Source organism: Streptomyces sp. NPDC002125 (assembly GCF_053593715.1).
In genome coordinates, this window is sequence record NZ_JBSFDD010000011.1 from 98733 (window position 1) to 112621 (window position 13889).

General features: G+C 72.3%; 12 protein-coding genes. 4 read left to right on the plus strand and 8 right to left on the minus strand.

The features are described 5' to 3' along the window. Positions 1 to 14: 14 nt before the first annotated feature. The gene (locus tag ACWCQM_RS20330) at positions 15 to 734 is read left to right on the plus strand and encodes a futalosine hydrolase (RefSeq protein ID WP_450916566.1); all 720 of its coding nucleotides are present in this window, start codon (positions 15 to 17) and stop codon (positions 732 to 734) included. Further along, positions 706 to 1611, plus strand: coding sequence for a 1,4-dihydroxy-6-naphthoate synthase (locus ACWCQM_RS20335; RefSeq protein ID WP_450916567.1), 906 nt, complete (start codon positions 706 to 708; stop codon positions 1609 to 1611). Before ACWCQM_RS20330 ends, ACWCQM_RS20335 begins: the two co-directional genes overlap by 29 nt. 42 nt (positions 1612 to 1653) lie before the next feature. On the opposite strand, the gene ACWCQM_RS20340 is transcribed toward ACWCQM_RS20335, so the two are convergent. Then, positions 1654 to 2037: a cold-shock protein gene (locus ACWCQM_RS20340; protein ID WP_450916568.1), complete on the minus strand. Its 384-nt coding sequence runs from the start codon at positions 2035 to 2037 to the stop codon at positions 1654 to 1656. Between the two features lie 165 nt (positions 2038 to 2202). Between ACWCQM_RS20340 and ACWCQM_RS20345 the strand changes: the two genes are divergently transcribed. Further along, positions 2203 to 2439, plus strand: coding sequence for a hypothetical protein (locus ACWCQM_RS20345; RefSeq protein ID WP_450916569.1), 237 nt, complete (start codon positions 2203 to 2205; stop codon positions 2437 to 2439). Between the two features lie 16 nt (positions 2440 to 2455). Here ACWCQM_RS20345 and ACWCQM_RS20350 read toward each other — a convergent pair whose 3' ends face one another. From ACWCQM_RS20350 to ACWCQM_RS20380, 7 genes are all read right to left on the minus strand, one after another. Next, the gene (locus ACWCQM_RS20350) at positions 2456 to 4102 is read right to left on the minus strand and encodes a bifunctional aspartate transaminase/aspartate 4-decarboxylase (protein WP_450916570.1); all 1647 of its coding nucleotides are present in this window, start codon (positions 4100 to 4102) and stop codon (positions 2456 to 2458) included. A gap of 34 nt (positions 4103 to 4136) precedes the next feature. After that, positions 4137 to 5840 (minus strand): aspartate-alanine antiporter, encoded by a 1704-nt coding sequence (gene aspT, locus ACWCQM_RS20355; protein WP_450916571.1) that lies wholly within the window; start codon positions 5838 to 5840, stop codon positions 4137 to 4139. 1 nt (position 5841) lies between these two features. Continuing rightward, positions 5842 to 7518 (minus strand): aspartate-alanine antiporter, encoded by a 1677-nt coding sequence (gene aspT / locus ACWCQM_RS20360; RefSeq protein WP_450916572.1) that lies wholly within the window; start codon positions 7516 to 7518, stop codon positions 5842 to 5844. Positions 7519 to 7714: 196 nt separating this feature from the next. Then, positions 7715 to 8332 (minus strand): HAD family hydrolase, encoded by a 618-nt coding sequence (locus ACWCQM_RS20365; RefSeq protein ID WP_450916573.1) that lies wholly within the window; start codon positions 8330 to 8332, stop codon positions 7715 to 7717. A gap of 460 nt (positions 8333 to 8792) precedes the next feature. Beyond that, entirely contained in the window at positions 8793 to 9344 is a 552-nt protein-coding gene (locus ACWCQM_RS20370; protein ID WP_450916574.1) for a TetR/AcrR family transcriptional regulator, read from the minus strand. Between the two features lie 6 nt (positions 9345 to 9350). After that, complete coding sequence (locus ACWCQM_RS20375) at positions 9351 to 9932, minus strand: sugar O-acetyltransferase (protein WP_450916575.1); 582 nt, start codon at positions 9930 to 9932, stop codon at positions 9351 to 9353. 126 nt (positions 9933 to 10058) lie between these two features. Further along, positions 10059 to 11285, minus strand: a complete 1227-nt coding sequence (locus tag ACWCQM_RS20380) for a hypothetical protein (protein WP_450916576.1) — start codon at positions 11283 to 11285, stop codon at positions 10059 to 10061. A gap of 64 nt (positions 11286 to 11349) precedes the next feature. Here ACWCQM_RS20380 and ACWCQM_RS20385 point away from each other — a divergent pair, with 64 nt between their 5' ends. Beyond that, positions 11350 to 13830, plus strand: coding sequence for a helicase C-terminal domain-containing protein (locus tag ACWCQM_RS20385; protein ID WP_450916577.1), 2481 nt, complete (start codon positions 11350 to 11352; stop codon positions 13828 to 13830). Positions 13831 to 13889 lie beyond the last annotated feature (59 nt).

Consider the following 13889-nt stretch of genomic DNA (forward strand, 5'->3'; position numbering starts at 1 on the left):
CGAGGACCACCGCCGTGCGGGTGCTTGTCGTGACCGCCGTCCCGGCCGAACGGGACGCGGTCACGCGTGCGTTCGGGGGTGATCCCGAGGTCCGCGAGGTGCCCGGCGCCCGGTTGCACCGCGCCGGGCCGTTCGACGTCCTGGCGGGCGGCGCGGGTCCGGCGGCGGCTGCCGCCGCCACCGCTTTCGCCCTCGCCGCCGCGCCCGCGTCCGAGCCGTACGCACTGGTCGTCTCGGCCGGTATCGGCGGCGGCTTCGCTCCCGCCGCGCCCGTCGGCTCCCTCGTCGTGGCGACCGGCATCGTCGCCGCGGACCTGGGCGCCGAGACCCCGGACGGCTTCGTGCCCGTCACCGGTCTCGGCTTCGGCAGGGACGCCTTCCTGCCGCCCGAAGCCCTCGTACGGGACGTGGCGGCGGCAACCGGGGCCGTGCCGGGCCCCGTCCTCACCGTCTCCACCGTGACCGGCAGCGCGGCCCGCACCGCCGAGCTCCTGGCCGCGCATCCCGGGGCCGTCGCCGAGGCCATGGAGGGCTTCGGTGTCGCGGAGGCCGCCGCCGGGCTCGGCGTACCGGCCCTGGAGCTCCGGGCCGTCTCGAACACCGTGGGGCCGCGCGACCGCGCGGCCTGGCGGATCGGGGACGCCCTGGCCGCGCTCACCGAGGCGTTCGGGAAGACCGCACCTGTAGTGGAAAGTTGGACCCATCATGACCGACACGACCGACACCGTGACTGACACCGCGACCGCCCTCTCCGGAGCGCCGGGCCCCGCCCTGCGGATCGCCTTCTCGCCGTGCCCGAACGACACCTTCGTCTTCGACGCCTGGGCGCACGGAAGGGTCCCCGGCGCGCCCGCCCTCGATGTCACCTTCGCCGACATCGACCTCACCAACGGCATGGCCGAGCGCGGCGAGTTCGACGTGCTGAAGGTGTCGTACGCCGTCCTGCCGTGGGTGCTCGACGAGTACGCGCTGCTGCCGTGCGGCGGCGCCCTGGGGCGTGGCTGCGGGCCGCTGGTCCTCACGAAGGAGGCGGGCGCCGACCTGACGGGGAAGACCGTCGCGGTGCCGAGCGAGCGCTCCACCGCCTATCTGCTGTTCCGGCTCTGGGCGGCCGAGGTCGTGCCGGGCGGTGTGGGCGGGATCGTCGTGATGCCGTTCGACGAGATCATGCCCGCCGTGCGCGACGGCCGGGTGGACGCGGGGCTCGTGATCCACGAGGCGCGCTTCACCTACCGGAACTACGGCCTGCACAGCCTCGCGGACATGGGCGAGCACTGGGAGTCGACCACCGGCCTTCCGATCCCGCTCGGCGCGATCATCGCCAAGCGCTCGCTGGGCGAGGAGACGCTGAAGCGGCTCGCGGACTCGGTCCGTACGTCGGTGCGGATGGCCTGGGACGACCCGGAGCGCTCACGGCCGTACGTCCTGGAGCACGCCCAGGAGATGGACCCCGCCGTGGCGGACCAGCACATCGGGCTGTACGTCAACGAGTTCACCGCGGACCTCGGCGAGCACGGCTACGCGGCGATCCGCGGCCTGCTGACCCGCGCGGCGGCCGAGGGGCTCGTCCCCGCACTGGCGCCGGACGCGCTCTCCTTCGACGCGCGCTGACCGTCCCGGGGCCCGCCCGGCGGGCGGGCCCGGGGGCGCGGCTCAGACGTCGAGCTGGTCGGCGACCGCCCTCAGCAGGCCGGCGATCTTCGCGCCCGCGGCCTTGTCGGGGTAGCGGCCCCGCTCCAGCATCGGTGTGATGTTCTCCAGCACGGTCGTCAGGTCCTGCACGATCGAGGCCAGCTCGTCCGGCCTGCGCCGCTGGGCCGCGGCGACGGACGGGGTGGGGTCGAGGACCACGACGGAGAGGGCCTGGTCACCGCGCTGGCCCGCGACCACGCCGAATTCGACGCGCTGGCCGGGCTTGAGGGCGTCGACGCCGGCCGGGAGCACCGAGGAGTGGACGAAGACGTCTGCGCCGTCGTCGCGCGAAAGAAAGCCGAAGCCCTTTTCCGAATTGAACCATTTGACCTTACCCGTGGGCACGTCTGTCCTCGTCCTCGTACTCGTCGGTGCGCGGGAGAGCCGCCATACGGCTCCGGATAGCAGTACAGCGGGTCACCGACCCGCCAGGCTCCAGGCTAATGGCCCGGAGGCCTGACACAAGACGTCGCCGAATGGTTCCGCCGAGCTGGGAACTACCCTGGCCGGGTGAGTACTACTCCTTCAGGCGCAGGCGACCGGCTCGTACAGGTCGGCGCGATCGTCTTCTTCATCGGCGCGCTGGCCACTCTGGTCACCGTGGCCCCGCTGTTCCTGGGCACCGAGCCCTTCCCGTCCGTCGCTTACGCGGTGTGCATGCTGATGGGCCTGGGCTTCCTGATCGCGGGCGCGGGGGTGGTCCGGTCGGTGTGGAAGAACTCCCCGAAGCGCGCCGCCGCGCGGTAGCGGGCCCTCCCGTCCGTCATCCGGCCCGCCACTCCCGCGCGTACTCGTCGAAGATGACGCGCAGGTGGTGGCCGATCTTCAGGTAGTCGAGGTCGTCCAGATTGGCGAGCGACACCCGCACCGACCACTCGGGCCCGTCGAAGCCTCCGCCGTTGAGCAGCACCACGGAGGTCTGCTCGGCGAGCCGGAACAGCGGGTCGACGGGCTCGTAGTTCCGCTCCAGGAAGCCGGCGAACTCCTTGCCGTGGACACGCTCGGCCTCCGCCAGCAGATCCAGCTCGACGTAGTACGCCGCCCGCTTCGGGTCCTCCGAGATCTTCATGTGGACGCCCTCCAGGAGCAGGTCGAGCCGCTGCCGGACAATGGCGCGAATCCGGTGCTTGTACTCCTGGCCCTCGTCGAGCATGTCGAAGAGCGAGAACAGCGCCATCATCACCTGCTGCGGCAGCGAGAGCCCCGCCGTGTGGTTCAGCGCGACCTGCCGGGAGTCCGCCACCATCCGGTCGATGAAGCGGATCTTCCCCGGCTCCAGCGACAGCGTCCCGTACCGCTTCTCCAGCCGGGCCTTCTGCTCCGGGGGCTGGCCCGCCAGCATCGCGTCGATCACGTTGTCGTCGTGCAGCCCGATCACCCCGAGCCGCCAGCCGGTCGCGCCGTAGTGCTTGGAGTAGGAGTAGACGAGCAGTGTGTTGCGCGGCAGGTCGGCGGCGAGTGAACGGAAGCCCTCCACGAAGGTCCCGTACACGTCGTCGGTGACGATGATCAGGTTCGGGTTGCGCTCGGCGACGATGGACACGATCTGCTCAGCGACCCTGGTGGAGAGCGCCAGCGAGGGCGGGTTGCTCGGGTTGACGCAGCACACCATCTTCACGGACGGGTCGGCGAGCTTCTCGATCTCCTCGGTCGGATAGCGCCACTGGCGCACCCCGGTCTCCGTGAAGAGGCTGGCCTCCACCGTCACCACGTCGAAGCCGTAGGTGTCGAGCTCCGGGATCTCCAGGTACGGGGTGAAGACCGGGACCATCAGGGCGATCCGGTCGCCCTTCTCCAGAATCCCGTTCTTCATCAGGGAGTCGAAGATGTAGCACATGGCCGCCGTGCCGCCCTCGGTGGCGAACAGGCTCATCGTCTGCCCCTCGGGAGGCCGGTGGTCGAACATCTCGTCCGCCAGGTAGCCCCGCACGATCTGCTCGGTATGGCGCAGGATGCGGTCCGGCACCGGGTAGTTGTCGCCGATGGAGGAGTCCGCGAGCTCGTGCACGAAGGCGTCGGGCACGAAGCCGAAGCGCTTCACCGCGAGGTCGACGCACGCCTTCAGCAGCTCGATGCCGGGCAGGGACGGGTTCGTACGGACGAAGTGTCCGAAGCGCGCGGCGCAGCCCGACTCCTCGGGCATGCCGCCCAGGTTGTCGGCCGTCCACACCCGCCGGGACTCGCTGATCGCGAAGTAGCCGAGCGCGTGGTACGCCTCGCGGGGGCCGGTGGCCACCCAGTTCGGGTTGCCCCGACCGGCGTTGAGCATGGCCTGGGCCGCCATGCCCTTCTGGCCGGCCTTGTCGCTCTGGGCCTCCGTCGCGATCTGGATGAACTTGTCCTTCAGCTCGAAGGGGGAGAGCTGGGCGAAGGACCGGATCTCTTCCCGGCTGAGTCTCGTCTTCGGCATGGTGGTCTCCGCTCCCGTGCAGGTCGGTGTCGGGTCAGTGGTTGAGGAGGACGATCACGGCGCCCCACACCGTCAGCAGGACGTTGCCGACGGCGTACGGGATCGTGTAACCGAGGGTGGGGATCTGGGATCTGGAGGTCTCGTTGATGGCTCCGATCGCGGCCGTGGTGGTCTGACCGCCCGCCAGGACGCCCATCAGCACGGGGAAACGGATCTTCTGGACGTGGTGCCCGACCAGGAAGCCCACGATCAGCGGGACGACGGTGGCGACGGCGCCCAGGACGAGCAGGCCCCAGCCGGCGGAGGACAGCCCGCTGGTGAAGCTCGGCCCGGCGTTGATGCCGACGACGGCGACGAAGACGCACAGCCCCAGCGTGTCCATGAACCACTGGGCACCGGGCGGGACGTTTCCGTACGTCGGATACTTTCCGCGGATCCAGCCGAAGACCAGGCCCATGATCAGGCCCCCGCCCGAGGTGGACAGCGAGATCGGCACCCCGCCCGCGGTCAGCGCCGGGATGCCGATGCAGCCGCCGAGGAAGATGCCGAGGCCCACCCAGACCATGTCGGTCGCGAAGCTCGTCGGCACCGGCTTGCCGATCTCCTTGGCCGCCGGGCCCACCAGCCGCTCCGGGCCCGTGAGGATCACCGTGTCGCCGCGCTCCAGCCGGGTGGAGAGCCGGTAGGGGAACTCCGCCCCGGCCCGGTACAGCTTGTCGACGTACACGCCGACCATGAACGGCTCCCGGCGCAGCTCCTCGATGGTCCGGCCGAGCTGCGCCTTCTCGGACGCCACCACGTGCAGGGTCTCGGTGCGGTAGCCGAGGAGCTCGACGTCGTCGGCCTCGGTCCCGATGTGGGTCCGCGGGTCGAAGGCGACCAGGTCGCCCCGGATGGCGCTGACCGCGACCGTGTCGCCGGGCTGGAGCGTGCGGGACTGGTCGTGCTCCAGGACCGTGCCGTCGCGCCGGACGCCGGTGAGGTAGACGCGGCGCCCGAGCTGTTTCTGCTGGTCCTCGAAGTCCGCCACGGAGCGGCCGGCCAGGTCGGGGCGCTCGACGCGGTAGGCGCGCAGCACCACCTCGTAGTAGCCCTCGCCCTCGTCCGGGCTCTCGTTCGGGGCGTCCATCTCGGCGGCGAGTTCGGCGCTCTCCTTCGCCAGGTCCCTGCGGTAGAGCTTGGGCAGCACGTTGGCCAGGAGCATCGCGCAGAGGATGGTGCCGAGCGGGTACGTCACCGCGTACCCGACGGCCACCAGGTTCTGTTCGGACTTCGCCTCGGCGGAGGAGAGCCCGGGCAGGGTGCCGATGGCGTCCTGGGCGACACCGATGGCGGCCGACTGGGTGAGGGCGCCGCTCATGAGCCCGGCGCCGAGCCCGGGACCGTAGCCGAGGAGGCTCGCGAAGAGCCAGGAGACCAGCAGCCCGGTCACACAGACGACGACCGCGTTGACGACCTGGGGCAGGCCGTCCTTCCTCAGCCCCCGGAAGAACTGCGGGCCGACGCGGTAGCCGAGGGCGAACAGGAACATGATGAAGAACAGATTCTTCACCGTGTCGTCGATCTCCACCTTGAACTGCGCGCCCAGCACCAGCCCGGCGACCAGACACCCCGTCACCGCGCCGAGCGCGATCGCCCGGTAGCGGATCTTCCCGAGGAGGAAGCCGAGCGCGAGCACGACGAAGACGAGCAGTTCCGGGTGGGGCTGGAAGATGTTCCGGTTCAGGAAGTCGACCATGTCAGGCCCCCAGGACGCCCACGAGGATGGGCCCGGTCAGTGGCAGCAGGAAGTTGGAGAGCGTGTAGGTGATCGTGTAGCCGAGGAGCGGTACGGAGCTCTGGGCCACCTGGGTGATGGAGGTGATCGCCGGGGTGGAGCACTGCTGTCCGGCGATGGCACCGATCAGGAGCGGCTTCTCGATCTTCAGCAGCTTGCGTCCGACGATCAGTGAGATCGTCGCCGGGATCAGGACCATGGCGATCCCGGCGACCGGCAGCAGCGCCCCGTACTCCTTGAGCAGCGGCCAGGCCTGGGGTCCCGCCGCCAGCCCGGTGCAGGCGATGAAGACGGCCAGGCCCATGTCCTTCAGGGTGCTCGCGGCCTGCGGCGGGAAGGCGCCGAAGGTCTGGCTGCGGGAGCGGAACCAGCCGAAGACCAGGCCGGAGATCAGACAGCCCCCACCGGTGCCGAGCGACAGCGGGACGTCCCCGGCCTTGATGACGATCTGGCCGAGCAGGGAGCCCACGACGATGCCGAAGCCGAGGTAGATGAAGTCGGTGGAGTCGTTCTTCACCACCGCCCCGAGCTTCGCGACCAGTCGGTTCAGCCCGCCCCTGGCCCCGACCAGGGTGAGCACGTCGCCCCGGGCCAGAGTCGTCTCCCCGGTCGCGGGCAGGTGCTGTTCGTTGCGCAGTACGTCGGTGATGTAGACACCGTCCTTGCGGAACTCCGGGTGGCGCTTCTCCAGCCGGTCGATGGTCGCGCCGACGGTCTCCTTGTCGGTGACGGCGACCTGACTGGTGGCCAGCGGGGTGTCGAGTCCCGGCACGGCCGGGGTCTCCGGGCCGATCTCCCGGCCGGCCTCGATGATGGCCGACCGCAGGCCGACCACCTGCACGAGGTCGCTGAGCGTCAGTTCCAGTCCGGGCTCGGGCGTGAGCAGCTTGCTGCCCCGCTTGACGCCCTCGACCGTGATCCGGTCGCCGGACGCGCTCTGCAGGTCACCGACGGTCCGGCCGTCGGCCTGGGTCACCAGATAGGTGCGGCCGACCATGACCGGGAGCGCCTCGCGCTCGTCGGACTCCAGACCGGCCTTGCCGCCGCGCATCTTCTCCCACAGCCTGCGCGAGTCGTCCGCCAGATTGATGCGGAGGAGCATCGGCATGATCTGGCTGGTGTAGAGCACGATGGTGATCAGGCCGAAGAGATAGCAGACCGTGTACGCGGTGGCCACATGCCCCTGGTACTGGGTGATCTGGTCTGCGGTCAGGTCACTGAGCTTGCCGATGGCCTCCGTGGCCGTGCCGACGACGGCGGACTCGGTGGCCGCTCCGGCGAGGATTCCGGCGGCGGTGCCCACGTCCAGGTCGAAGGCCTCGGCGAGCCCGTAGGCGATGCCGAGGACACAGACCACCTCGATCAGGCAGAGCGCGAAGAACCGCAGGCTGCTCCGGTTGAGGTTGGAGAAGAACTGGGGGCCGGCCATGTAACCCAGCGAGAAGATGAACAGCGCGAAGAAGACGGTCTTCACGTCGTCGTCGACGCTGACGTGCCGGGTGCCGAGGAGCAGCGACACGATCAGCGTGCCACAGATGCCGCCGAGCGTGATCGGCCCCACCCGCAGCTTGCCGACGAGATATCCGGCGGCCAGGCAGAGGAAGAGGGAGAGGGCGGGATTGTCGCGGAGAACACCCACCCCGCCTCACCCGCCGATCAGGCGATAAGTGCACTTTTGGGACATAGGGGAGAAATTAACAGCATGGCTCCGGGACGGCACCCGCGACAGCCCGGGTCGCCGGACCCGGACCGGTCAGGGTGCCGCCCGGCACACCAGGCATGCGTCGGGTGCCCGTCAGACCCCGTCAGACCCCGTCAGACCCCGTCAGACCCCGTCAGCCCGCGGCGAACGTCCGCAGCCAGGCGGGGAACGCGGTGAGGTCCGGCAGAATGACCTCTGCTCCGGCCGCCCGGAGCTCCTCCTCGTCGCACGGGCCGGTGGTCACGCCGACCGACAGGGCGTTCGCGGCGTGCGCGCCCCGCACATCGCCGGTGTGGTCGCCGACATAGATCCGCGCCCCGTGCTCCAGGAGCGCCTCCGCCTTGCCCTCGGCCCAGAGGCCGCCGATCAGTACGTCCGCCTCGATGCCGAGGTGCGCGAGGTGGAGCTTGGCGTTCGGTTCGTACTTCGCGGTGACGACCATGGCCCGGCCGCCGAGCGCCTGGACGGCTTCCACGGACTCGCGGGCGCCGGGGAGCGCGGTCGTCGGCGTGATGGCCGTCTCCGGGTAGATCGCGCGGTACCGGTCGGACGCCTCGGCGATCGCGCCGGCCGGGAACCAGTGGGCCATCTCCTCCTCCAGCGGCGGCCCGAGCCGGCTGACGACCAGGTCGGTGTCCACGTACACACCCGTCTCGGCGGCCAGCGCCTCATAGGCGGCCTTGATGCCGGGCCGGGAGTCGATGAGCGTCATGTCGAGGTCGAAACCGACCGTCAAGGTGTGTGAGGACATGCCCCCCATTGTGCAGACCGCCTCCCACCGGACGTCAGCACAGCCCTGAAGGGGCCCGGCCACCGCCGTCCCGGGCGGCCGGGGACGGGCGGCCGGGGACGGGCGGCCGGGGACGGGCGGGCGGGGGGGCGGACGGGCGGGGGCGGGCGGGCGGGCGGACGTCAGAGCACGTTTACGCCCCGCCCACGACTCCGCACCGTGCTCCAGCCCCCTGCGCGCACCGGGCCCGAAGGTGTTCCCCGTCGACGACGAGCTGTGGACCCAGGGGATCGGCTGCACGGCGGCGGACAAGATCCTGGACGAGCTCCAGGCCGATCTGACGAAGTAACCCCTGGGGCGCGGGGTCAGGTCCGTCTGACGAAGCAGACCCGTGGGGCGCGGGGTCAGGTCCGCACCCCACGGGTGGTCAGGTGGGCGCTGAGCGCCGTCCCGTGATCCCTGGTGGATCACGGGAGTGCCCTCAGTCCGCCGGGGCGGAGGTCAGCCTCCGTACCGCGGTCCGCGTCAGCTCACGGTCGTGCGGTTCGGTGTCGAGCGACCTGTGCAGGGACAGCCCTTCGATCAGGGCGTCCAGCTGGCGGGCCGTGTCCGGGTCGAAGTGCTGCTCCAGCAGGCGGCGGCTGCGGTTCATCCAGGCGTGGGTCAGCTCGCGGTACTCGTCGCGCCGCGCCGCCAGCGTGTACAGCTCCTGGGTGAGGACGAGCTCGCGGCGCGGCCCCTCGGAGAGCAGGTGGATGAGGTCGACCACCGCTTCCCGCGCCTCCTCCTGGGTGCCCGCGCGGCCCAGGTGCAGCTCGAACACGGCCACGATGTCGTCCGCGAAGCGGGTGAAGGCCTCGCGCAGCAGCTCGTCCATGCCGCTGAAGTGGTACGTCATCGAGCCGAGCGGCACCTCCGCGCGCACCGCGATCTTGCGGTGGGAGACCCCGGCGACGCCCTCGTCCGCGATCTGGTCGAGCGTGGCGGCGAGGATGCGCTCGCGGCGCTGCGGGTCGGTGTGCCCGGTGGCCACGGCGTGTCAGATCTCGCGCACGACGCGCGCGGGATTGCCCACGGCGACGACGTTGGCGGGGATGTCCTTGGTGACGACGGCACCGGCGCCGATCACGGAGTTGTCGCCGATCGTCACCCCGGGACAGACGATGACGCCGCCGCCGAGCCAGACGTTGTCCCCGATGGTGATGGGGAGCGCGGCTTCGAGCTTGTCCCGCCGGGGCTCCGGCTCCACCGGGTGGGTGGGCGTGAGGAGCTGGACGTTGGGGCCGATCTGGCAGTCCTCACCGATGGTGATCCGGGCGACGTCCAGCGCGGTGAGGTGGTAGTTGACGAAGGTGCGGGCGCCGATCGCGATGTTGCTGCCGTAGTCGACGTACAGCGGCGGGCGCACTTCGACGCCCTCGCCGACCGAGTCGAGCAGCTCGGCCAGGATCGTCCGGGCCTGCTCCGCGTCCTCGGTGTGCGCGGCCTGGTAGCGGGCCGCGAGCCGCATGGCCCGCTGCTGCCGCAGGGCGATCTCCGGGTCGTCGGCGATGTAGAGGTCACCCGCGAGCATGCGCTCCAGGTTGGTACGCGGATCCTGGGCGAAGTAGTCCGTCGTCATGCGTACGATCGTACACCTGGAATGTACGAACGTACACTCTCGGCTCCCCCGGACAGCCGCCGTGCCCTCCACACCAGAGGACGGCTCACCCGGACAGCCGCCGTGCCCTCCACACCAGAGGACGGCTCACCCGGACAGCCGCCGTGCCCTCCACACCAGATAGAGCGCCGACACGACCGCCGCCACCCGCACCACCACCGGCAGGACATCCGTCATCGCGTCCCCCATGGCGTCCGCGGCGAGGGGGCTGCCCCAGCGGCCCTCCATGCGCCCCCACAGCCAGACGAAGGCGCCGCCCACCACCACTCCCGGCAGGCCCATCGCGACCCACTTCGCCTCGGCGCGCGAGAACCTGCGTGAGCTGTAGGCGAGCAGCCAGCCTCCCGCGAGCGCCAGCAGCGACCCGAGTACGGCGCCGGCCACCAGCAGCGCCGCGGCCAGCAGCAGCACCGGGTTCGACAGCCGGACCCGGCCCGTGGAGCCGGAGCCCTCGGCGGACCGCCGGGGGCGGCGCAGACGCGGCCTCCACCGGGACCGGGTCCCGGGCTCGTCGGCCTCCTGCTCCTCCTCGCCCGGCTCCTCCTCGTCCTCCGCCTCCTCCACCGGAGCGCGCGGCCCCGGGGTCTTCGGCCTTCCCGGCAGCCCGAACAGCTCCGGGCTCTCCAGGCCGCCCACGAACCCCGGCACGGCCGTGCCGGGACCCGCCACGCCCGGCTGCCCGAACAGCTCCAGGCTCTCCGGACCGCCCACGAACCCGGGCACGTCCGTGCCCGGGTTCGTCGCGCCCAGGCCGCCCTCGCCGAAGGGCCCCGGCTCGATCCGCCACCACTCGGGCTCGCCGCCGGACGGCTGCTGGCCCAGCCCGGCCATGTGCGGCGCCGAGGCGGACGGCCAGCCGGGGGCCGGCTCGCCCCCGGTACCGGATGCCCCGGCTCCGGCGGTCCCGGCCCGGGTGTCGGCGGCCTCCGCTTCCGGCGACGCGCCCTCGCGTGCCGCCTCCTCGCGTGACGCGTCCTTACGGAGCATCCGGCGCGCCCGGGGCACAGCGCCGGGGCCCGCGTCCGTCTTCTTCCCGGCCGGGCTCCTGGCCGCACGGGGCGGGGGCAACGTCACCCCGCCGTCGACCGACTCGGCCGCCGCCGCGACGAGTTCGTCGGGGGCGCCGAGCCTGCCGAGGATGCGGCGCACCACCGCCGGGGAGTCCGAACCGTCCGTGCCGCGCTGCCGGTCGATCTCGCCCCGGAGCGTCGCGACGAGGCGCATCCGGGCACCCGAGGACAGCTGCTGTTGCTGCGCCAGGTCACCGACCCGGCTGAGATAGTCGTAGACAAGCTGGTCGCTCTCGATCCCCACGCGATCGTTCTCCCTCTACCCGCCCTGCCCCGACGGTAGCGCTCCAGGGGCTACCGTGGGTTGGATGGGGACGACCACACCACCGCGCACGCTCGCCGAGGCTCTGCGCGCCCGGGGCGACGAATCGCTGGCGGGGCTTCTGCGTGCCCGCCCCGACCTGCTCGGCCCCGTGCCGAACGACATCACCCAGCTGGCGACGCGGGCCGGCACGCGCGCCTCCGTGGTGCGCGCGCTGGAGCACCTCGACCGCTTCGCCCTCCAGACCGCGGAGGCGCTGGCGGTGGCGCCGGACCCGGCTCCGTACGACACGCTGCTGGCGCTCCTCACCGGTGACGGACAGGGCGACGGCGAAGGGCGCGACGGATCGGGCGCGACGATCACCGCCGCGCTGCCCGCCGCCCTGGCGACCCTGCGCGAACAGGCCCTGGTCTGGGGCGAGGACGCCCGGCTGCATCTCGTGCGCACCGCGCGAGAGCTGCTGGCGCCGTCCCCGCAGCACCCCTCCCCCACCGGCCTCGGCCCGACCGTCGCGGAGGCCACGGCCGGGATGTCGCCCGGCCGGCTCCAGGAGATCCTGGCCGCCGCCGGACTGCCGGCCACCCATGACCCGGTGTCCGCCGTCGCCGCGCTCGCCGGGCTCTTCACCGACCGGACAAGGATGGCGGAGCTGCTGGACACCGCGCCGGCCGAGGCGCTGTCCGTGCTCGACCGGCTGGTCTGGGGCCCGCCGTACGGCGAGGTCACGCCGAATCCCACCCCGCCCGTGCAATGGCTGCGCGACCGCGGGCTGTTGCTGCCCGTGTCGACGCGCACGGTGGTCCTGCCGCGCGAGGCGGCGCTGCATCTGAGGGCCGGACGCGCCCACCGCGTGCCCGAGCCCCTGCCGCCGGAGCTCATGGCGGCGGCCGAGCGCGATCCCCAGGCTGTGGACAGGGCGGCGGCGGGCCAGGCGTTCATGGCGCTGTCCACCGTCGAGGAGCTGCTGAAGCTGTGGAACAACGGCGGCCCGGCCATCCTCCGCGCGGGCGGCCTGAGCGTGCGCGAGCTGAAGCGGTGCGCGAGCGCGCTCGACGTCTCCGAGCCCGTCGCCGCCTTCTGGATCGAACTCGCCTACGCGGCGGGCCTGCTGGCCTCCGACGGCGAGACCGACGAACGCTATGCGGCGACCCCCGCGTCCGACGAGTGGCTCGACCTCCCCGCCCAGGAACGCTGGACCCACCTCGCCACCGCCTGGCTCGCCGCCACCCGCACCGCCGGGCTGATCGGCGGCCAGGACGCCAAGGGCAGGGCCCTGTCCGCGCTCGGCCCCGATCTGGACCGCTCGGCCGCACCCGAGGTGCGCCGCCGGGTCCTGGCGCTCTTCGCCTCCCTCCCTCCGGGCACCGCCCCCGACCCGCAGACCCTGCTGGCCAGGCTGCGCTGGGAGCGGCCCCTGCGTACGTCCAGACCGGGCGGCCCTCCCTCGCCGGCGGGCACCTCCCCCGACGAGGCCACCGACCTGCGGTCCCGGCTCGCCCTGTGGACGGTCAACGAATCGGAGCTCCTCGGCATCACCGGCCGCGGCGCCCTCTCCTCCCAGGCCCGCGCACTGCTCGACGAGGGTCCCGCCGAGGCTGCGGCCCGGCTCGCCCCGCTGATGCCCGAGCCACTGGACCATGTGCTGCTCCAGGCCGACCTGACGGCCGTCGCCCCCGGCCCACTGGAACGCCCGCTCGCCGACATGCTCTCGGTGCTCGCCGACGTCGAGTCCAAGGGCGGCGCGACGGTCTACCGCTTCACCCCCGGCTCGGTGCGCCGCGCACTGGACGCCGGGCAGGCCGCGTCCGACCTGCACGCCTTCCTGGCCACGCACAGCCGCACCCCGGTGCCGCAGCCGCTGAGCTATCTCATCGACGACGTGGCCCGGCGGCACGGCCATCTCCGGATCGGCGCCGCCTCGGCGTACGTACGCTGCGACGACGAGGCCGTGCTCCACGAGATCCTGGCCGACAAGCGCTCGGCCACCCTGCGGCTGCGCCGGCTCGCGCCGACCGTCCTGGCCGCCCAGACCGACCCGGGCTCCCTGCTCGAAGGGCTGCGGGAGATGGGGTACGCCCCGGCCGCCGAGTCCGCCGAGGGCGATGTCCTGATCACCCGTGCCGGAGCCCGCCGCACCCCGCCCAGGACGCCTCCGGCTCCCGTGCCCGAGGGCCCGCCCGTCCCGGACGCCACCCTGCTGAGCGCGGCCGTACGGGCCATCAGGGCCGGCGACACGGCCGCCAGGGTCGTCCACAAGGACACCCCGGACTCCACGGCCTCGGGCTCCCTGCCGCGCACCACCTCCGCCGAGACCCTGGCCACGGTGCAGGCCGCGGCGATGACCGGCTCGGCGGTCTGGATCGGCTACGTCAACGCCGAGGGCGCGGCCAGTCAGCGCGTGATCGCCCCGGTCAAGGTCGAGGGCGGCTTCGTCACGGCGTACGACCACACGGCCGACGAGGTGCGCACGTATCCGCTGCACCGGATCACGGGCGTGGCGGAACTCGCCGACGATCAGACGAGCTGACGGCCCGGCGCAGTCCACCACGCGGAGCCGGGCCGTCCCCGGAGAGCCGGCGCCACCGC